This is a genomic window from Streptomyces tyrfis, from assembly GCF_037034285.1.
In the GTDB taxonomy this organism is placed as follows: Bacteria; Actinomycetota; Actinomycetes; order Streptomycetales; family Streptomycetaceae; genus Streptomyces.
Window position 1 is genome coordinate 1 of record NZ_JBAGJZ010000079.1, and the last position, 19,913, is coordinate 19,913.

Sequence of the window (19,913 nt, forward strand, 5' to 3'; positions counted from 1 at the left end):
CGACGCGGACTCCGATGTCGGCGTTGACGCTGACGCCGACATCGCAGAACGCCGATGCCACGGAACGGTGATGTCACGGAACGGCGGTGCCGCAGAATGCTGGGCCGCGGAACGCGCCAGGCCCCCGGGGGGAACGCGCCGGCGCCCCTCGGGGAACGTGTCGGCCCCCAGGGGCGCCAGGAACCCTCCGGGCGCGTCAGGAGGACTTGAGCGCGGCGGCCATCTCGGCGAGCCGTTCCGTCGACGCGGAGCCGGTGACCACCGTGGTCGCCCCCTTGTCGTGGCGCACCAGGGCGTCGTACTTGTCGCCCTTCCAGTGCTGCCACGCCTCGCCCGCGACCTGCTGCGTGCGACCGGTGTCCCTGGCGTCCTGGCTGACCTCGGTCACGTACTTCTTCGCCGGGGACGTGGACTGCTCCACGGCTACGTACTTGCCCTCCGGGTCGAGGAAGCCCAGGTGCCAGCTGTTGCCGTCCTTGCGGTCATAACTGACGGAGGTCGGCTTCCAGCCCTTGTCGAGCCCGTCCGGAGCCGCCACCGGGTACGGCGCGGCGCGCCGCGCCGTCAGGAGTTCCACCCGGTAGTCGATCGGCTTGACCGGGTTGGCGTTCTCGTCATGCGGAACGAAGATGTAAACAAGCCCCGCCGCGCCGGTGGCCACCGCCATCGACAGGAACATCCCCCGCACCGTCTGCTTGCCTCGCTTGCTAGCCACGGCCCCATCGTCGCATCACCGCCGGGGCACCTCCCGCTCGGGGGCGACCGCTCAAAAGTGACCCGGTCTGCTCATTTTATCGACCTGACGATAGAGTCACAGCACCCTCTTCCGGTCGTCGCCGTACAGAAAGGTGCACACCGATGTCCGAGCATCATCTGCCGTCTCAGCTCGAGGTCTCTCCGGAGGCCCCCGACCGCAACCTGGCCCTGGAACTGGTCCGGGTCACCGAGGCCGCCGCGATGGCGGCGGGGCGCTGGGTCGGCCGCGGGGACAAGAACGGCGCCGACGGCGCGGCCGTGAAGGCCATGCGGACCCTCGTCTCCACCGTGTCGATGAACGGCGTCGTCGTCATCGGCGAGGGCGAGAAGGACGAGGCCCCCATGCTGTTCAACGGCGAGCACGTGGGCGACGGGACGGGCGCCGAGGTCGACATCGCGGTGGACCCGATCGACGGCACGACCCTCAACGCCAAGGGCATGCCGAACGCGATCGCGGTGCTGGCCGCCGCCGACCGGGGCGCCATGTTCGACCCGTCCGCGGTCTTCTACATGGACAAGCTCGTCACCGGGCCCGAGGCCGCCGACTTCGTCGACATCAACGCGCCCGTCTCGGTGAACATCCGCCGGGTCGCCAAGGCGAAGAACTCCGCCCCCGAGGACGTCACCGTCGTCGTCCTCGACCGCCCCCGCCACGACGGCATCGTCAAGGAGATACGGGAGACCGGCGCCCGGATCAAGTTCATCTCCGACGGCGACGTGGCCGGCTCGATCATGGCCGCCCGCGAGGGCACCGGAGTGGACCTCCTGATGGGCATCGGCGGGACGCCGGAGGGCATCATCTCGGCGTGCGCCATAAAGTGCCTCGGCGGCGTCATCCAGGGGAAGCTCTGGCCGAAGGACGAGGCCGAGCGGCAGCGCGCGCTGGACGCCGGGCACGACCTCGACCGGGTGCTGTCGACCGACGACCTGGTCAGCGGCGACAACGTGTTCTTCGTCGCGACCGGGATCACGGACGGCGAGCTGATGCGCGGGGTGCGGTACCGGGCGGAGACCGCGACCACCGAGTCGATCGTCATGCGGTCCAAGTCCGGCACGATCCGGAAGATCGACTCGACGCACCGGCTCTCGAAGCTGCGCGCCTACAGCGCGATCGACTTCGACCGCGCGAAGTAGGACGTCCCGGTCCCTCGCGGCCTTCGCGGCCTCTTCCGGTCCGGCCCAGCCTCTCGTGGTCCGGTCCCGGCCTCTTCCGGCCTCTCCTGGTCCGTCCCGGTCTCTTTCGGTCTCTGCCCGAATCCCTCGCGGATCCGGCCCCGTCCCTCGTGGTCCGGTCCCGCGGCCCCGTCCCCGCGTCCGGGGACGTACGCGAAGAGGCGCCCCGTATGTGCGGTGGGGCGCCTCTTCGCGTGCGACGGGGCGCCCGTCGGCCGACGCGTACGGAGCCGGGCGCGGGAGCACCGGCCCGGACCTCCCGGCGGCCCGGCTCCCCCGTCTGCCGGTCCTCGCCGTCAGCCCGCCGCGGCGACGCGGCTCACGGCCCCGGTGGACGCGGCCGACGCCTTGAGCTCCATCTCACGCCGCCTGCGCCGGGCGAGCACCACGCGGCGCTCGGCGGCGGTGAGGCCGCCCCACACCCCGTACGGCTCCGGCTGGATCAACGCGTGCTCCTGGCACTCGACCATCACCGGGCAGCGCGCGCAGACCCGTTTCGCGGACTCCTCCCGCGCGAGCCTGGCGGCGGTCGGCTCCTTCGATGGAGCGAAGAACAGCCCGGCTTCGTCGCGGCGGCACACTGCCTCCGAGTGCCAGGGGCCGGCCTGATCCTCCCGCGCGGGAATGCGCTGGGGAGGAACGGCGGCGACCTGCAGGGGCTGATGCGGCGGTTGCAGCACGGTCTACTCCTGACGACGGCTTTCGCGAGCGAGAGACGATGCAGCAGTCCCTACCCGCTGTGCGTACGCCTATGCACTGAGTGGCCCCGGGTTCCACACCGCAGGGCCGCCGCCGACCAGGCACCTGGCTGGATTTCGAGGGGCGCTCACCCCGAGGGGAGGCCCCGGGAGAAGCCTTGTGGGAAACCCCGTCGGAGAGTCCGGGAGACAGCCGGGGAAGCCGGGGAGGAACCGGGTGCCCGGCCCGGGAGAGCCCCGGAGCGGGGGCGCTCAGCCCAGGTACTTGCGCAGCCGCTTCTGAAGGTCCTCGATGAACTTCCCGCGCTTGGGCTTCGCGTCGACGCTGCCGAACACCGAGTACCCGTTGACGACGACCACCGGGGCCTCGGGGTCCGGGGACTCCAGCGTGGAGACCTCGAAACTACCGAAGACGCCGGTGCCGCCGCCGCGCAGCGAGATGTTCTCGGGCACCTTGACCTCGACGCTGCCGAAGATGGAGGTCGCGTTGATCACCGTGAGCCTCTGGCTGAAAAGCGCCTCGGTCAGATCGATCTCCACGCTGCCGAAGAGGGCGAACGCGTTCGTGCGCCCACCCACCCGCCAACGCCCCCTGCGGGTGGAACTGCTGAAGATCGCCACCAGGCTCTCGGCGGGGCCCGTCGGCCCCTCCTGGTCCGGCGCCTCGGAGGCGACGGTCGGGCGGGCGCCGCCGGGGCTGGGCAGATCCCGCACCAGTGGTTCGAGCTCCCCGACGGTCTTGGCGCGGTAGACCGCGTCGACCCGCTCGGAGTGTTCCTCGGCGGTCAGCCGGCCCTCGGCCAAGGCCTCGCGCAGGATGTCCGCGATCCGGTCGCGGTCCGCGTCGGACGCGCGGATACCGGCCGGTTCGGCCGGTTCGGCCGGGGCTACGGGCTTCTGGGGGTGCTTTTCGAGGTCCACCGGCCCAGGGTACCCAAACGCGATAGATCGCGACTAGCCCATGTCCCCCATCGCCGCGTCGCGGCGGTGCGGCGCGGCGTGTCCTGAGCGCGGGGCCGCGGCCGCCGCACTGAGCCCTACCTCACAGCATCGGCCCCGACCCGGCGTTCTACCCTGGTGGATGCGCTGCCCGAGGGAGGTCAGCCGCCGTCTGCCGAGTGAGGAATGGCCGTAATGCCAGAGTTCGCGTACTCCGATCTGCTCCCCGTGGGAGAGGACACCACGCCTTACCGTCTGGTGACCTCCGAGGGTGTCTCCACCTTCGAGGCCGACGGCCGTACGTTCCTCAAGGTCTCCCCGGAGGCGCTGCGCACCCTGGCCGCCGAGGCCATGCACGACATCTCCCACTACCTCCGCCCGGCCCACCTGGCGCAGCTGCGGCGGATCGTGGACGACCCCGAGGCGTCCTCCAACGACAAGTTCGTCGCGCTCGACCTGCTGAAGAACGCGAACATCGCCGCCGCGGGCGTCCTGCCGATGTGTCAGGACACCGGCACGGCGATCGTGATGGGCAAGCGCGGGCAGAACGTGCTCACCGAGGGCGGTGACGAGGAGGCGCTGTCGCGCGGCGTCTTCGACGCCTACACCAAGCTCAACCTGCGTTACTCGCAGATGGCTCCGCTCACCATGTGGGAGGAGAAGAACACCGGCTCCAACCTGCCCGCGCAGATCGAGCTGTATGCCACCGACGGCGGCGCGTACAAGTTCCTCTTCATGGCGAAGGGCGGCGGCTCGGCCAACAAGTCGTTCCTCTTCCAGGAGACGAAGGCCGTGCTGAACGAGGCCTCCATGATGAAGTTCCTGGAGGAGAAGATCCGTTCGCTGGGCACGGCCGCCTGCCCGCCGTACCACCTGGCGATCGTCGTCGGCGGCACGTCGGCCGAGTTCGCGCTGAAGACCGCGAAGTACGCCTCCGCGCACTACCTGGACGAGCTTCCCACCGAGGGCTCCCCCACCGGCCACGGTTTCCGGGACAAGGAGCTGGAGGAGAAGGTCTTCGAGCTGACGCAGAAGATCGGCATCGGCGCCCAGTTCGGCGGCAAGTACTTCTGCCACGACGTGCGCGTGGTCCGCCTGCCCCGGCACGGCGCCTCGCTGCCCGTCGCGATCGCCGTGTCCTGCTCGGCGGACCGTCAGGCCGTCGCGAAGATCACCGCCGAGGGCGTCTTCCTGGAGCAGCTGGAGAAGGACCCGGCGCGCTTCCTGCCGGACACCACGGACGAGCATCTGGAGGAGTCGGGCGACGTCGTGCGGATCGACCTCAACCGGCCCATGGACGAGATCCTCGCCGAGCTGACCAAGTACCCGGTCAAGACCCGGCTCTCGCTGACCGGCCCCCTGGTCGTGGCCCGCGACATCGCGCACGCCAAGATCAAGGAGCGGCTGGACGCGGGCGAGGAGATGCCGCAGTACCTGAAGGACCACCCGGTCTACTACGCGGGTCCGGCGAAGACGCCCGAGGGGTACGCCTCCGGCTCCTTCGGCCCGACGACGGCCGGCCGCATGGACAGCTACGTCGCGCAGTTCCAGGCGGCGGGCGGCTCCAAGGTGATGCTCGCCAAGGGCAACCGCTCCCAGCAGGTCACCGACGCCTGCGCGGCGCACGGCGGGTTCTACCTGGGCTCGATCGGTGGTCCGGCGGCGCGGCTGGCACAGGACTGCATCAAGAAGGTCGAGGTCGTCGAGTACGAGGAGCTCGGCATGGAGGCGGTGTGGAAGATCGAGGTCGAGGACTTCCCCGCGTTCATCGTCGTCGACGACAAGGGCGATGACTTCTTCACCGAGCCGGCCGCCGCGCCGACGTTCACCAGCATTCCGGTGCGGGGTGCCGGTCTCGGCTGACCTGACGCGTGGGGCGATGCGTCCGGACACATGTCCGGCGACACGTCCGGCGACACGTCCGGACAAGCGCTCTTGAGAGGACGGCCCCGCTGGACCCGTAGGCGGGCCCCCTCGGGACGGAAGGCACGGTCACCCGGGTAGTTGCCCGGGTGACCGTGCCTTCCGTCGTTTCCCGGTACGGGCGCGCCCCGGCGTGCGCGGCGCTTGTCGCGCCCGGACCGGCGTCGGCGGCGTCCGGGCGCGCGCCGGCGCGCTCGGTCCGCGCCGCCGTGCCCGTCCCGCGCCGCCGTGCCCGTCCCGCGCCGTCGTAGGCATCCCCGAGCGCCCGTCGGCGCGTACGGCATGCCCCGGCGCGTACGGCATGCCCCGGCGCGTACGGCGTTCCCCTCGGCATGCCCCGGCTCGGCACGCCCCGGCCCGGTATGCCCCGGCGCGTGCGGCGGAAGGGGGATCGGGCGCGCCCGGCGCGGGATCCGGTACGACGGGTTTCAGCCAAACTTGCGGTGGGCAGGGCGCGTCCGGTCACCCGGTCCGGTACACGGGCGCGCGTCCGGTACCCGTGACCGCCGTCGGCCTTCCAGGACCCGCGGGCCCCCTCGGTACGGGCCCCTCGCACCCGCGCCCGCCTCGGCCCCGGGCAGGCGGGCGGCCGTTCCGGCACCGCCGCTTTCACGCAGCGTGGCGTGGTGCGGACTTGCGCCGTGCCGGGCCGCTGCGGTGGGTTGTCGGAGGTCCCCGGCGCAACCGGTGCTCCGCGTCCGCGGGGAACCACCCGCCCGCGTCGGGGCACCCGAGCCGGAAGAAGCCCCGAGGAACAGCGGTCGGGCCCGGAATCCAGCATTCCGGCCCGGGAGACGACAGCCGACCCGGAATCCAACCGTCAAGCCCCCCCACACCCCCGGACCCCACCCGCCGCTCCGGTCCGCACCGAGCGGCCGGGCGGCGGTCCGGCCCCTCTCTCATCTCACCGTCGAACACCGGAAAGGCGGACGCCGTATGACGCCGCTTCCCCACCGCAGCCACGCCGACGACCTGCTGTCCTTCATCAGGGCCAGTCCCTCCCCGTACCACGCGGTCGCGAGCGCCGCCCAGCGCCTGGAGAAGGCCGGCTTCCGCGAACTGCGCGGCACGGACGACTGGGCGGGCACGACCGGCGGCGGCTTCGTCACCCGTGGTGGCGCCCTGATCGCCTGGTACGTGCCCGAGGGCGCCCCGGCCCACACCCCCTTCCGGATCGTCGGCACCCACACCGACTCGCCGAACCTGCGGGTCAAGCCCACTCCCGACACCGGGGCGGCGGGCTGGCGGCAGATCGCCGTCGAGGTCTACGGCGGTGTGCCGCTGAACACCTGGCTCGACCGCGATCTTGGCATCTCCGGGCGGCTGGCGCTGCGCGCCCCCGGCGGGGGGATCGAGTCCCGGCTCGTCCAGATCGACGAGCCGCTGGCCCGCGTGCCGCAGCTGGCCATCCATCTGGACCGCACGGTCAACGAGGGGCTGGCCCTCGACCGGCAGCGCCATCTCGCCCCGCTGTGGGCGCTGGGGGCGCCCGAGGAGGGCGCGCTGCTGCGGCGGGTCGCCCGGGCGGCGGAGGCGGACCCGGGCGACGTCCTCGGCTGGGACCTGATGCTCCATGACGTCCAGCCGCCCGGGTATCTGGGCGCGGACCGGGAGTTCCTGGTGTCCGCCCGGCTGGACAACCTGGTGTCCGTGCACGCCGGTGTCACGGCCCTGGTGGAGGCGGCGACCGGGGCCGAGGCGCCCTCGTACATCCCCGTCCTGGCCGCGTTCGACCACGAGGAGGTCGGCAGCGGCTCGGAGACGGGCGCGCAGAGCCCGCTGCTGGAACGGGTCCTGAACCGGTCCGTCACCGCGCGCGGCGGCGGACCGGAGGACTGGGCCCGGGCCCTGTCCGGCGCTTTCTGCGTGTCCTCCGACATGGCGCACGCCGTGCACCCCAACTACGCGGAACGGCACGATCCGGGCCACCAGCCGCTGCCCAACGGCGGCCCCGCGGTGAAGGTCAACGTCAATCAGCGGTACGCCACCGACAGCACCGGGATGGCGGTGTTCGCGGCGGCGTGCGAGCGGGCGGGCGCGCCCTGGCAGCCGTTCGTCTCCAACAACGCGATGCCGTGCGGCACGTCCATCGGCCCGCTCACCGCGGCCCGGCTGGGCGTCACCACGGTGGACGTGGGGGTGCCCGGACTCTCCATGCACTCGTCGCGCGAGCTGTGCGGGGCCGCCGACCCCGGGCATCTGGCGGCCGTCCTGGGCGCGTTCATGACGTCCGGCTGACGCCCGGCACGCGGCCGGCCCCGGGCGCCCGCGGGTCGGCACACAGGACGGGGCGGGACGGCCGAAGCCGCTCCGCCCCCGTCCCCGTCCCCGTTCCGGACCGCGCCCCGTCGGTTTCCGGGCCGCGCGCCGGTTACGCGAAACGCTGCCTGGCGCTCCCGTCGCAGTTCTGCAGCCTCAGCGTGTCCTTGGCCGACGCCAGCGTCAGGCACAGCCCCGTCGCCGCGGCCGGGCGCAGCGTGCCCGCGTCCTTGACGAACCGCTGGTTGGCCGCGCCCGAGCAGTCCCACAGGATGAGCCGGTTGCCCGCCTTGTAGTCGGCGGCCCGCACGTCCAGGCAGCGGTCGTGGCTCAGCTCGGTGCGCAGGGTCTGCGTGCCGGAGTCGTACCACCAGCCCTGGTTGCGGCCGCCGTGGCAGTCCCAGCCGGTGACCGCGGTGTCGTTGCGGGTCACCGAGGCGGGGACGTCCACACAGGTGCCGGTGGCCTCGTTCTTCAGGGGCTTGAAGGCGTCGTCCCACGCCAGCGGCTGGAGCACCGGCTTTCCGGTGCTGGCCGGGTCGGCGCAGCTCGCCTCGCGCAGACCCGAGTCGTAGATCTGGGTCAGGCAGGAGGCGAAGGCGGCGTGGCCGCGCGCGTTCGGGTGGAAGGACTGCCGCACGGAGTTCTCGTCCCACGGGAGCTGCGACAGGTCGATGTAGAGTCCGCGGGCCCAGGTGTTGTCACTGCACACCTCGTGGCCGTGGAAGAGCCGCGAGTTGTCGAGGTAGACGGCCCCGGTGTCGGCCGCCGCCCTGCGCATCCCGCGTTCGAAGGCGGGCACGGCGACGTTGCGGCCCCAGGCGGCGTCCGAGTCGTATCCGGCGCAGCCGCCGGGCAGCTTGCCGGGGAAGCTCGGGTTGTCGTAGAAGTCCGGGCCGATCGGGCTGGGGTAGCCCATGACGACGAGCTTGTAGTCGCCGTCGCGGTATCCGGCGCCGGTCATGACGGTCCGCAGGTCGCGCACCGTCCGCTCGACCTTGGGGACGAGCCCGTCGATGCGGGCCTGCCAGCCTCCCTCGTACTTCGACTGGCAGGCGCCCTGGGAGAGGATCCAGCGCTGGACGCAGTCGGTCATGACCGGACCGAACTGGAGGTCGTCGTTGGCCCCGGCGACCAGCAGGATCATCTTGATACGGGTGTTGCGCGCCTTGATCGCGAGGTTGTCGCTCTGCACCAGCTCATCGGCGTACTGCTTCGAGCCGCCGATCACGATGTTGCCGGTGTAGGCGCCCGAGCAGGCGACGTTGTACGTGACGTCGGCCGGGATGCCCGTGCGGTGGATGGCGGAGTCCGGCGAGCGGTGGCACCAGTTGTCGGGGCCGTTGGTCCCCGCCTCGTACGTGCCGACGCCCTCGCCGGAGATCTCGCTGTCGCCGAGCGAGATCAGCCCGGTCTTGCGGTCGGCGAGGGGCCGCTCGGCCGGGTCCCCGTACAGCCGGGTGGCCTCGGCGGCCCGGATGGCCTCCAGTTCGGGGGACAGGGGGGTGGATGCGGTAGTGCTGGTGGTGGACCGGTCCGCCGCACCCGCCGGTCCGGCCGCGAAGGCCAAGCCGCCGAAGGCCGCCGCCATGGCCGCGGCGGTCGCGACCGTACGGCGGAGTCTGTGCCTGGTACGCCTCATTGCGTCTCCCGGGGTTTGTGGTTACCCCCGGTATTTACTGGTCGGTAGGCGTCTTGGGAATAGACAGGACCAGACAAGTGCTCAACTTTTTCAGGAGGTTGCACCCATGGACGACGCACAGGACCCGGCACCGGCACCCGCGGGCACCCCCGGGACCGCCCCCGCACGGCAGGCCGGCCCCGGCCCCGCGCCCTCTTCCGCGCAGACCCCGGGCCCCGGCCCCGCACCCGCGCCCCAGGACGACGCGGCCTTCCGCGTGGAGCACGACTCCATGGGCGAGGTGAGGGTGCCCGCGGACGCCAAGTGGCGGGCCCAGACGCAGCGCGCGGTGGAGAACTTCCCGGTCTCCGGCCAGCGCCTGGAACGGGCCCACATCGAGGCCCTGGCCCGGATCAAGGCCGCCGCCGCCACGGTCAACGCCGAGCTGGGGGTGCTGGATCCGGACATCGCGCGAGCGGTCCGCGAGGCCGCCGAGGAGGTCGCGGAGGGGCGCTGGGACGCGCACTTCCCGGTGGACGTCTTCCAGACCGGGTCCGGCACCTCGTCCAACATGAACGCCAACGAGGTCGTGGCCACCCTCGCCACCGAGCGCCTGGGCCGCCCGGTCCATCCGAACGACCACGTCAACGCCTCGCAGTCGTCCAACGACGTCTTCCCGTCCTCCATCCACATCGCCGCGACCGCCGCCGTCACCCACGACCTCGTCCCGGCCCTGGAACACCTCGCCGCCGCCCTGGAGCGCAAGGCCGACGAGTTCGCGACGGTCGTGAAATCGGGGCGCACCCATCTCATGGACGCCACGCCCGTCACCCTGGGACAGGAGTTCGGCGGCTACGCGGCACAGATCCGCTACGGAATCGAACGGCTGCGCGCCTCCCTCCCCCGTCTCGCCGAACTGCCGCTGGGCGGCACGGCCGTCGGCACCGGCATCAACACCCCGCCCGGCTTCTCCGCCGCCGTGATCGCCGAGGTCGCCCGCGTCACCGGGCTGCCGCTCACCGAGGCGCGCAACCACTTCGAGGCGCAGGGGGCGCGGGACGCCCTCGTGGAGACCTCGGGCCAGCTCCGTACCGTCGCCGTCTCGCTCACCAAGATCTCCAACGACCTGCGCTGGATGGCGTCCGGGCCGCGCACCGGCCTCGCCGAGATCGCGCTGCCCGATCTCCAGCCGGGCTCGTCGATCATGCCGGGGAAGGTGAATCCGGTCGTTCCGGAGGCCGTGCTGATGGTCGCCGCCCAGGTGACGGGGAACGACACGACGGTCGCGGTCGCGGGCGCGGCGGGCAACTTCGAGCTGAACGTGATGCTCCCGGTCATCGCGAAGAACCTGCTGGAGTCGGTCCGGCTGCTGGCCAACGCCTCCCGGCTGCTCGCGGACCGCACGGTCGACGGGATCACCGCGAACGTGGAGCGGGCCAGGGAGTACGCCGAGTCCTCGCCGTCCGTCGTCACCCCGCTCAACAAGTACATCGGCTACGAGGAGGCGGCGAAGGTCGCCAAGAAGTCCCTGGCCCAGCGCCGGACGATCCGCGAGGTGGTGCTGGAGTCGGGCTATGTGGAGCGCGGCGACCTGACGGTGGAGCAGCTCGACGAGGCCCTGGACGTGCTGCGCATGACCCGGCCGTGAGCCGCCCGCCCCGGACCGCGTCGCGGTCCGGGGCCGCCGTGTCCCGCCCACCCCGTGCCCCGCTCCCGGCGAGCGGAACACCGCGTGGGCGGCGCACGGTCCGTCGTGCGGGGGCGGGTGCGGGGGCGGGGGCGTCCGCGCCCGGGACGTCCCCGTTCGCACCCCCGCGACGCCTCCCGCGCGGAACATCCGTGGGTTCCGTCGCGGCGAGGAGGCCCCCGCGTCTCTAAGATCTGCCCATGGCAGGCACCGGATACAACGAGCACTGGGCCCCGGGGGATCAGATCCTGTGGCGCTACCGCGGCAACGTCCCCACGCCCCGGGAGGCCGGCGGCGGGGCGGACCGCGTCCCGGGGCCGGTCCACATCTGCCGCCCCGTCACCGTCGTCCAGGACACCGCCGACCTGCTCGCGGTGTGGGTGGCGCCCGGCACCGAGTGCGTGAAGCCGGTGCTGGCGGACGGCACCGACGTGCACGACGAGCCGCTCGCCACCCGCTACACCGCCCCGCGCACCGTGGCGCGCTCCCCCTGGCTCGGCAACGGCGTGCTCAAACTCGCCCGTCCCGGTGAACCCTGGTCGGTGTGGCTGTTCTGGGAGGCCGGCTGGCAGTTCCGCAGCTGGTACGTGAACCTGGAGGAGCCCCGCACCCGTTGGGCGGGCGGCATCGACTCCGAGGACCACTTCCTCGACATCTCCGTCTACCCGGACCGCAGCTGGGTCTGGCGCGACGAGGACGAGTTCGCCCAGGCGCAGCGGGTCGGCCTGCTGGCCCCCGGGACGGCGGCGCGGGTGCGGGAGGCGGGCCTGGCCGCCGTCGAGGTGATCCGGGACTGGGGCGCGCCGTTCCGCGACGGCTGGGAGCACTGGCGGCCGGATCCGGACTGGCGGGTGCCGACGCTCCCGGATGACTGGGACCGTACCCCCACGCACATGGCGTCATGAGACCCTTGTCGCACCCCAGGGGGGCAACCGTAGGATCGTCCTCCGAAGTGCCTCGCCCACCCAACCGGATGGTGTGGCACGGGACCTGACCATAAGTCACCGCACGGGCATCGCGCACTGCATGAGCTGTATGGGCCACATCAGTCGTATGAATCGTATGAGCCACTACGAGGGGGTGGAGACGTGCCCGAGGTCGCCCGCCCCTCCGCCGGAAACGTTGTCATCGGACCGTTCCGGGAGCGGGTGGTTTCGGCCCCTCGTTCGGGGGCATCCGGTGACAGCCGTTGTTTTCGCCGCTCTTGCCGGGGCAAAGTAGCGCCCCACGAGGTGATTGCCTCATACAACCGGCCCGGACGGACGGAATTCCACGCGTGACGGAGCATCCCACCTCCCACGAAGGCCGGCAGCCTCTCGCAGCCCGGCCGCAGGAACGTACCCGGCCGCGGCAGCAGGATGCCGCGCCGGCCGTTCCCCATGCCGCCGCGATCCCCGGTCCGGCCGCCGCGCCGGGGACGGCGGGGAGTCCGGCGGCCGCCGGGCCCGACCCGCAGGCCGCGGCCCGTCGCGAGGGCGACCGGCTGCGCTTCGTCGGGGCCGCGACCCGGCGGATCGCCCGCGGCATCGATCTCGACGAGATCGTGCTGGGGCTGTGCCGGGCCAGCGTGCCGACGTTCTCCGACGCCATACTGGTCTACCTCCGCGACCCGCTCCCGGTCGGCGACGAGCGGCCGGTCTCGCCGTTCGTGCTGCGGCTGCGCCGCTCCGACCGGCTGCGGCTGCACGAGGAGGAGACCGACGCCCCGTCGGAGATCGAGCGGCTGCGGCTGCCGGTCGTCGATCCGCACGGCGACCTGCCGCCCGCCGCCGAGCTGTGCGAGGTCCGCTCGGGCGGTGCGCTGGCCGAGGTGCTGCGCGGGGTGCGTCCGGTCTTCGGGGACTCCGCGGCGGCCCGCGCGGCCCTTCCGGAACTGCTGGGCGCCGACCGTTCCGTGCCCACCGGGCACCGCGCGATCCTGGCCCCGCTGCGCGGCCGGCGGCGGGTGATCGGCGCCGCCGTCTTCCTGCGCGGCGCGGAGCGGCCCGCCTTCGAGTCCAACGACCTGCTGGTCGCGGCCCAGCTCGCCACGCACACCGCCCTCGGCATCGACAAGGCCGTGCTTTACGGGCGCGAGGCGTACATCGCGGACGAGCTCCAGCGCACCATGCTGCCGGACTCGCTGCCCCAGCCGACGGGCGTGCGGCTGGCCTCCCGCTATCTTCCGGCCGCCGAGACGGCCCGGGTCGGCGGCGACTGGTACGACGCGATCCCGCTGCCCGGCAGCAGGGTCGCCCTGGTCGTCGGCGACGTCATGGGCCACTCGATGACCTCGGCGGCGATCATGGGCCAGCTGCGCACCACCGCGCAGACCCTGGCGGGCCTCGACCTGCCGCCGCAGGAGGTCCTGCACCACCTCGACGAGCAGGCCCAGCGGCTCGGCCACGACCGCATGGCGACCTGCATGTACGCGGTGTACGACCCCGTCGCGCACCGCATCACCATCGCCAACGCCGGGCATCCGCCGCCCGTCCTGCTCCACCTGGGCGGCCGGGCCGAGGTGCTGCGGGTGCCGCCCGGCGCCCCGATCGGCGTCGGCGGCGTGGACTTCGAGGCGGTCGAACTGGACGCGCCGGCCGGTGCCACCTTGCTCCTGTACACCGACGGTCTGGTGGAGTCGCGGCTGCGGGACGTCTGGACCGGCATCGAGATGCTGCGCGAACGGCTCGCCGCCACCGCGCGGCTCACCGGCCCGGACCACTCGCCGCCGCTGGAGGCGCTCTGCGACGACGTCCTGGACATGCTCGGCCCCGGCGACCGGGACGACGACATCGCGCTGCTCGCCGCCCGGTTCGACGGGATCGCGCCCAGCGACGTCGCGTACTGGCATCTGGAGCCGGAGGGCACCGCCCCGGGCCGGGCGCGCCGGCTGGCCCGGCGGGCGCTCAGCCGCTGGGGCCTCGACGAGATGTCGGACGCGGTGGAGCTGCTGGTCAGCGAGGTGGTCACCAACGCCGTCCGGTACGCGGAGCGGCCGGTGACCCTGCGGCTGCTGCGCACCGACTTCCTGCGCTGCGAGGTCGGGGACGACGCCCCGCAGCTGCCCCGGCAGCGCCGGGCCCGGGACATGGACGAGGGCGGGCGCGGCCTGTTCCTGGTGAACCGGCTGGCCAGGCGGTGGGGGGCGACCCGGCTCTCGACCGGCAAGGTGGTCTGGTTCGAGATGCCGACCCGGAACCCGTAGGCCCATGGGCCGCGCCCGGGGGCCGTGCGGTCCGTGCCCCTGGGCCCGCGGGCCCGGGGAACCGTGAGCCCCGCGCCGTGTCCGGAACGCCTGGTCCCGGCCGGGTGCGCAGAGCCCTGCACGGACGGTAGCGAAATGTTGCCGACCTCCCGTCGGCGGAGTTGACTTCAGTCGTGAACGAGGCGACCTGACCGAAACCCCCCACCGACGGGAGGACCCTCGTGTCCGAGGAAACGAAGACCAGCAACACTCCTTACACCACGAACAACGCCGGAATCCCGGTGGAGAGCGACGAGCACTCGCTCACGATCGGGCCGGACGGTCCGATCCTGCTCCAGGACCACTACCTCATCGAGAAGATGGCCCAGTTCAACCGGGAACGGGTCCCCGAGCGCGTGGTCCACGCCAAGGGTTCCGGCGCGTACGGCTTCTTCGAGGTGACCAACGACATCAGCCAGTTCACCAAGGCCGATCTCTTCCAACCGGGCAAGCGGACCGCGATGCTCGCCCGTTTCTCCACGGTCGCCGGTGAGCAGGGCTCCCCCGACACCTGGCGCGATCCGCGCGGGTTCGCCCTGAAGTTCTATACCGAGCAGGGCAACTACGACATGGTCGGCAACAACACGCCGATCTTCTTCGTACGCGATCCGATGAAGTTCCAGGACTTCATCCGCTCGCAGAAGCGCCGCCCGGACAGCGCGGTGCGCGACCACGACATGCAGTGGGACTTCTGGACGCTCTCCCCCGAGTCCGCGCACATGGTGACGTGGCTGATGGGCGACCGGGGCATCCCGAAGACCTACCGGAACATGAACGGCTACAGCTCGCACACCTACATGTGGGTGAACGCGGGCGGTGAGCGGTTCTGGGTCAAGTACCGCTTCAAGACCGACCAGGGCATCGACTTCTACACGCAGGACGAGGCCGACCGGATGGCCGGGGTCGACGGCGACGTCCACCGCCGCGACCTGTTCGAGTCGATCAGGCGCGGCGACCACCCGAGCTGGACGCTCTACGTCCAGATCATGCCGTTCGACGACGCCCCGGACTACCGGTTCAACCCGTTCGACCTCACGAAGGTGTGGCCGCACGCGGACTACCCGGAGATCGAGGTCGGCCGGATGACGCTGAACGAGAACCCGGAGGACTTCTTCGTCCACATCGAGCAGGCGTCCTTCGAGCCGTCGAACCTGGTGCCCGGCATCGGTCCGTCGCCCGACAAGATGCTGCTGGGCCGGCTGTTCTCGTACCCGGACACCCACCGCTACCGGATCGGTCCGAACTACGCGCAGCTCCCCCCGAACCGCCCCCGGTTCGGCCGGAACTCGTACGCGAAGGACGGGCCCATGCGGTACGAGCCCGCGCGCACCGGCGCGGTCTACGCGCCGAACTCGTACGGCGGTCCGGCCGCGGACACCGAGCGCTTCGGCGACCCGGCGGGCTGGGCCACGGCGGGCGAGATGGTGCACGAGGCGTACAAGCCGCACCGCGAGGACGACGACTGGGGCCAGGCGGGCACGATGGTCCGCAAGGTGCTGGACGACGCCGCCCGCGACCGGCTGGTGTCCAACATTTCCGGCCATTTGCTGGAGGGCGTGAGCGCGCCGGTCCTGGAGCGGGCGCTGCAGTACTGGCGCAACGTGGACAAGGATCTCGGCGACCGGGTGGCCAAGAAGGTCAACGGCGGCTGACCCCGGCCCGGCATGGGCCGGGGCGGCACCCCTCGGTGCCGCCCCGGCGCATGCCGCCGCCCGCCGTTCGGACGGTCAGCGCGCGCCCGGGTTGTTGTTGGCGACGCTGTTGCTGCCGTCGCCCGGCCCGCCCGCGTCCGAGCCGTCACCCGGCACGCCCGGGGACTGGCTCGCCGGCGGCTCCTGCGACTGGCTCGGCGGCGCCTCGGGCGACGTCTGGGCCGGCGACTCCGGCGCCTGGGTGTTGCTCTGCGCCGGCCGGCTCGGTTCCCGGCTCTGGGTCTGCTCGGGGCTCTGCGTCGACGAGGGGGTGTTCGAGGGGGTCTGCCGCACGGTGGACTCGCCCTGCTCGACGTCCTCCAGGTCGAACCTCGCGTCGGAGCCGCCGTTCAGCGCGGCCAGGGTGTAGTCCGCCCAGATCTGCGCCGGGAAGCCGCCGCCGTTGGCGCGGCCGGCGTTGGCGGTGCCGGTGAGGCTGACCTGGGCGCCGCCCTGGGGGTTCTCGCCGAACAGCGCGACGACCGTGGTCAGCTCGGGGGTGTAGCCCGCGAACAGGGCGGCCTTGTTGTCCTCCGCCGTGCCCGTCTTGCCCGCGGCGTCGTAGGCCGTGGTGTTGGCCTCGTGACCGGAGCCCTCGTCCACGACGCCCCGCAGGACCGAGGTCACGGTGTCGGCGGACTTGCGGCTGATCGCCTGGTCCCCGATGCCCTTGACCGGCTCGTAAGTGCGGCTGGAGTGGGTGGCCGACTTCACGATGAAGGGGTTCACCTTCTTGCCGTGGTTGTCGAGCGTGGCGTAGACGCCCGCCATGTCCCAGGTGGAGGCGTTCATCGTGCCGAGCGAGGTGGCGGGACGCTCGGGGAAGTTCTTGTCGGGCACGCCGAGCGCCAGCGCGGTCTTCTTCACCTCGGCCGGGCCGACGTCCACGGCCATCTGCGCGAAGACCGAGTTGATCGACTTGTTCATGGCCTTCTGCACGGTGACGTCGCCGTAGCTGACGTCGTCCTCGTTCTGCGGGGCGAACGGGGTGCTGCTGCCCACGACGGGCCGCTTGCTGGTGCCGTCGTACCGGGTGTTGACGCCGATCAGGTCGCCGCCCTGGGTCTTCGCCCCGTTCTCCAGGGCGGAGGCGAACACCAGCGGCTTGAAGGTGGAGGCGGGCTGGTAGTCCTCGCGGGTGGCGTTGGACGTGTAGTGCTTGATGTAGTCCACCCCGCCGTACAGCGCGACGACCGCGCCGGTCTTCGGGTCGACGGAGGTGGCGCCCGCCTGGACGGTCGCGTCGACCTTGTTGCCCTTGCGGTCGAGCTTGGACTCCAGCCGCTGGTCGACGGCCTTCTCCAGCTCCTTCTGGCGCTTCTTGTCGATGTTGAGGGTGAACGTCCAGCCGCCGGCCTGCCGCACCTCGGCGGTGATGCCCTGCTTGTCCAGCTCCTTGTTGGCGGCCTCGACGAGGTAGCCGGTCTGGCCCTCCATGCCGGGGGCGGGCCTGGGCTTGATCGGGACGGGGAACTTCAGGCCGTCGCGCTTGGCCTTGTCGAGCCAGTGCATCTCGACCATGTTGTCGAGCGTGTAGTCCCAGCGCTCCCTGACCAGCTTCCGGCCGGTCGGCGTCGCGGTCGCCCAGTCGTACTGGCTGGGGGCCTGGAGCAGCGAGGCCAGGTAGGCGCCCTGGGCCACGCTCAGGTCCTTGGCGTCGACCCCGTAGTAGGCCTGGGCCGCGGCCTGGACTCCGCTCGCGCCGCGCCCGTAGAACGCGGTGTTGATGTACCCGGCGAGGATGTCCTTCTTGTCCATCTTCTGGTCGATCTTGATGGCGATGACCAGCTCCTGGAGCTTGCGGCTGACCGTCGGCTCCTGCGACAGGTAGTAGTTCTTCACGTACTGCTGGGTGATGGTCGAGCCGCCCTGCTTGCCCTTGCCCATGAGCGTGTTCAGGATGCCGCGCGTGGTGCCCTTCAGGTCGACGCCCTTGTCGTCGTAGAACGACTTGTTCTCGGCGGCGACGAAGGTGTGCTGCACGTCCAGGGGCACGTCGGAGAGGTCCACGTTCTGGCGGTTGACCCCGTCGCCGGTGCGGGTCAGCAGGCTGCCGTCGCTGTAGCGGTAGACGTTGCTCTGCCGCTCGGCCAGGGCGTTGGCCTTCGGGATGTCCACGTACAGGTAGAGCCCCACGCAGGCGGCTATGACCAGCAGGCAGAGCCCGAAGAAGGCGCCCAGCATCTTCCGCCAGGTGAAGAGTCCGCGTATGCCGCCCCTCTTCGGCGCCCGCCGCGCTCCGCGCCGCTGGGCTCGTCGCGCATCCGCTCGACCCATCTCTGTTCCGCTCCCGTTTCTCTGCTCGACCGGCTCAGTCGGCCCTGCTCAGCTAACACCGTCCGGACAGACGGAATGCAAGCGATGCGGACTTTTCCGGACGTGACAATCAGCACGCGCTCTCCTAGGAACCGACTCACGAGAGACATCCAGGGTTGCGAAAGCGGGTAATGTGTAATCACATTGCTAGCACGCCCGGCCGCTGGGGCCGGGCCCACGAGACGGGGGACCCCATGACCGATCGCATCGCCGAGAACCCGGCGCCCGCGCCCGCCGACGCCCTCGCGCCCGAAGCTCCGCAGATGCCCGATCCGCAGGTGAGAGAGGCGGCGGCGCACAGCATCCCGGGCGGGCTGGGGCTGCTGCTGACCGTGCTCGGGGTGCTGGTCGGCATCGCGCTGACGATCCTCGGCGGCGTCGCGATCTCGCACGGCAGCAACGCCGCGGGGGTCCCGGCCCTGGTCGTCGGGCTGCTGCTGGTCATCGCCTCGTTCTTCTGCATGACCGGTGTGAAGATGGTCGCACCGGGCGAGGCGAGGGTCATCCAGCTGTTCGGCCGGTACGTCGGCACGATCCGCGCCGACGGGCTGCGCTGGGTCAACCCGCTCACCAGCAGCCGCAAGATCTCCACCCGGGTACGCAACCACGAGACCGCGGTCCTGAAGGTCAACGACGCCTACGGCAATCCGATCGAGCTGGCCGCGATCGTCGTCTGGAAGGTCGAGGACACCGCGCAGGCCCTGTTCGAGGTCGACGACTTCGTGGAGTTCGTCGCCACCCAGACCGAGGCGGCCGTCCGGCACATCGCGATCGAGTACCCCTACGACGCGCACGAGGAGGACGGCCTCTCGCTGCGCGGCAACGCCGAGGAGATCACCGAGAAGCTGGCCGTGGAGCTCACCGCCCGGGTGCGGGCCGCCGGCGTGCAGATCATCGAGTCGCGCTTCAGCCACCTCGCGTACGCCCCCGAGATCGCCTCCGCGATGCTCCAGCGCCAGCAGGCGGGCGCGGTCGTCGCGGCCCGGCAGCAGATCGTCGAGGGCGCCGTCGGCATGGTCGAGATGGCGCTGACCCGGATCGCCGAGCAGGACATCGTCGAGCTGGACTCGGAGCGCAAGGCGGCCATGGTGAGCAATCTGATGGTGGTGCTCTGCGGGGACCGCGCCGCCCAGCCGGTCCTCAACACGGGCACTCTTTACCAGTGACGGAAGACACCCCCGACCCGCCGGAACGCCGGGCGCCGCGGCGCAAGCAGATGCTGCTGCGGCTGGACCCCGCGGTGCACGACGCGCTGGCCCGCTGGGCGTCCGACGAGCTGCGCAGCGCGAACGCGCAGATCGAGTTCCTGCTGCGCCGTGCGCTGGCGGAGGCGGGCCGCCTGCCGGGCGGCGCCCGCCCGATCCCGCGCCGGGGACGCCCGCCCAAGCCCCCAGCACCCCCGGACGACACCGGAACCGGGGGCGCGTGACACCGGCCGGGGCACGTGACACCGGCCGGGGCGGGTGACGCCCCCCGCCCGGGGACGCGCAGGTCCGGGGGCGGCCGGGGCGCACCCGGCACCGGCCCCGGCGGCCGGGGACGCACCGCATCGGCCCGGACCTCCCGCACCACGCGGCCGGCCCGGGCCGCGCCCTCCCGCACCACGCACGGACGCGAGGCCGGCCGG

At 72.0% G+C, this 19,913-nt stretch carries 14 protein-coding genes; 9 read left to right on the top strand and 5 right to left on the bottom strand.

What is annotated here, in order from left to right; translation table 11 throughout:
* Window positions 1-196: 196 nt before the first annotated feature.
* Window positions 197-715, bottom strand: coding sequence for a DUF4245 domain-containing protein (locus WA762_RS34280; RefSeq protein ID WP_335941486.1), 519 nt, complete (start codon window positions 713-715; stop codon window positions 197-199).
* Window positions 716-858: 143 nt separating this feature from the next.
* Here WA762_RS34280 and glpX point away from each other — a divergent pair, with 143 nt between their 5' ends.
* Window positions 859-1,890: a class II fructose-bisphosphatase gene (glpX, locus tag WA762_RS34285; RefSeq protein ID WP_335941488.1), complete on the top strand. Its 1,032-nt coding sequence runs from the start codon at window positions 859-861 to the stop codon at window positions 1,888-1,890.
* A 335-nt stretch (window positions 1,891-2,225) separates the two neighbouring features.
* Here the strand turns inward: glpX and WA762_RS34290 are convergent, their stop codons facing one another.
* Both WA762_RS34290 and WA762_RS34295 read right to left on the bottom strand, forming a co-directional pair.
* Window positions 2,226-2,609, bottom strand: coding sequence for a WhiB family transcriptional regulator (locus tag WA762_RS34290; protein ID WP_335941490.1), 384 nt, complete (start codon window positions 2,607-2,609; stop codon window positions 2,226-2,228).
* 270 nt (window positions 2,610-2,879) lie between these two features.
* On the bottom strand, window positions 2,880-3,548 hold the full coding sequence (locus WA762_RS34295) for a DUF1707 SHOCT-like domain-containing protein (RefSeq protein ID WP_335941492.1): 669 nt from the start codon (window positions 3,546-3,548) through the stop codon (window positions 2,880-2,882).
* Window positions 3,549-3,761: 213 nt separating this feature from the next.
* Between WA762_RS34295 and WA762_RS34300 the strand changes: the two genes are divergently transcribed.
* Window positions 3,762-5,429 carry a fumarate hydratase gene (locus WA762_RS34300; RefSeq protein ID WP_335941494.1) on the top strand — a complete coding sequence of 556 codons (1,668 nt, stop codon included), beginning with the start codon at window positions 3,762-3,764 and terminating at the stop codon, window positions 5,427-5,429.
* 996 nt (window positions 5,430-6,425) lie between these two features.
* On the top strand, window positions 6,426-7,727 hold the full coding sequence (locus tag WA762_RS34305; RefSeq protein WP_335941496.1) for a M18 family aminopeptidase: 1,302 nt from the start codon (window positions 6,426-6,428) through the stop codon (window positions 7,725-7,727).
* 133 nt (window positions 7,728-7,860) lie between these two features.
* Here the strand turns inward: WA762_RS34305 and WA762_RS34310 are convergent, their stop codons facing one another.
* Window positions 7,861-9,390 carry a ricin-type beta-trefoil lectin domain protein gene (locus WA762_RS34310; RefSeq protein WP_335941498.1) on the bottom strand — a complete coding sequence of 510 codons (1,530 nt, stop codon included), beginning with the start codon at window positions 9,388-9,390 and terminating at the stop codon, window positions 7,861-7,863.
* A gap of 106 nt (window positions 9,391-9,496) precedes the next feature.
* Between WA762_RS34310 and WA762_RS34315 the strand changes: the two genes are divergently transcribed.
* The 4 genes from WA762_RS34315 (at window position 9,497) to WA762_RS34330 (ending at window position 15,931) form a co-directional block, all read left to right on the top strand.
* Window positions 9,497-11,017 carry a class II fumarate hydratase gene (locus WA762_RS34315; protein WP_335941500.1) on the top strand — a complete coding sequence of 507 codons (1,521 nt, stop codon included), beginning with the start codon at window positions 9,497-9,499 and terminating at the stop codon, window positions 11,015-11,017.
* A 239-nt stretch (window positions 11,018-11,256) separates the two neighbouring features.
* The gene (fomD, locus tag WA762_RS34320; protein WP_335941501.1) at window positions 11,257-11,961 is read left to right on the top strand and encodes a cytidylyl-2-hydroxypropylphosphonate hydrolase; all 705 of its coding nucleotides are present in this window, start codon (window positions 11,257-11,259) and stop codon (window positions 11,959-11,961) included.
* Window positions 11,962-12,332: 371 nt separating this feature from the next.
* Window positions 12,333-14,240 (top strand): SpoIIE family protein phosphatase, encoded by a 1,908-nt coding sequence (locus tag WA762_RS34325; RefSeq protein ID WP_335941502.1) that lies wholly within the window; start codon window positions 12,333-12,335, stop codon window positions 14,238-14,240.
* 221 nt (window positions 14,241-14,461) lie between these two features.
* Window positions 14,462-15,931, top strand: a complete 1,470-nt coding sequence (locus WA762_RS34330) for a catalase (RefSeq protein WP_335941503.1) — start codon at window positions 14,462-14,464, stop codon at window positions 15,929-15,931.
* Between the two features lie 75 nt (window positions 15,932-16,006).
* Here WA762_RS34330 and WA762_RS34335 read toward each other — a convergent pair whose 3' ends face one another.
* Window positions 16,007-18,247: a transglycosylase domain-containing protein gene (locus WA762_RS34335; protein WP_335941504.1), complete on the bottom strand. Its 2,241-nt coding sequence runs from the start codon at window positions 18,245-18,247 to the stop codon at window positions 16,007-16,009.
* Window positions 18,248-18,480: 233 nt separating this feature from the next.
* Between WA762_RS34335 and WA762_RS34340 the strand changes: the two genes are divergently transcribed.
* Together WA762_RS34340 and WA762_RS34345 are read left to right on the top strand one after the other, a co-directional pair.
* Window positions 18,481-19,452 carry an SPFH domain-containing protein gene (locus WA762_RS34340; protein WP_335941505.1) on the top strand — a complete coding sequence of 324 codons (972 nt, stop codon included), beginning with the start codon at window positions 18,481-18,483 and terminating at the stop codon, window positions 19,450-19,452.
* Window positions 19,449-19,715, top strand: coding sequence for a type II toxin-antitoxin system antitoxin (locus WA762_RS34345; protein ID WP_335941506.1), 267 nt, complete (start codon window positions 19,449-19,451; stop codon window positions 19,713-19,715). The genes WA762_RS34340 and WA762_RS34345 overlap by 4 nt, the downstream gene beginning before the upstream one ends.
* The last annotated feature ends 198 nt before the right edge of the window (window positions 19,716-19,913 follow it).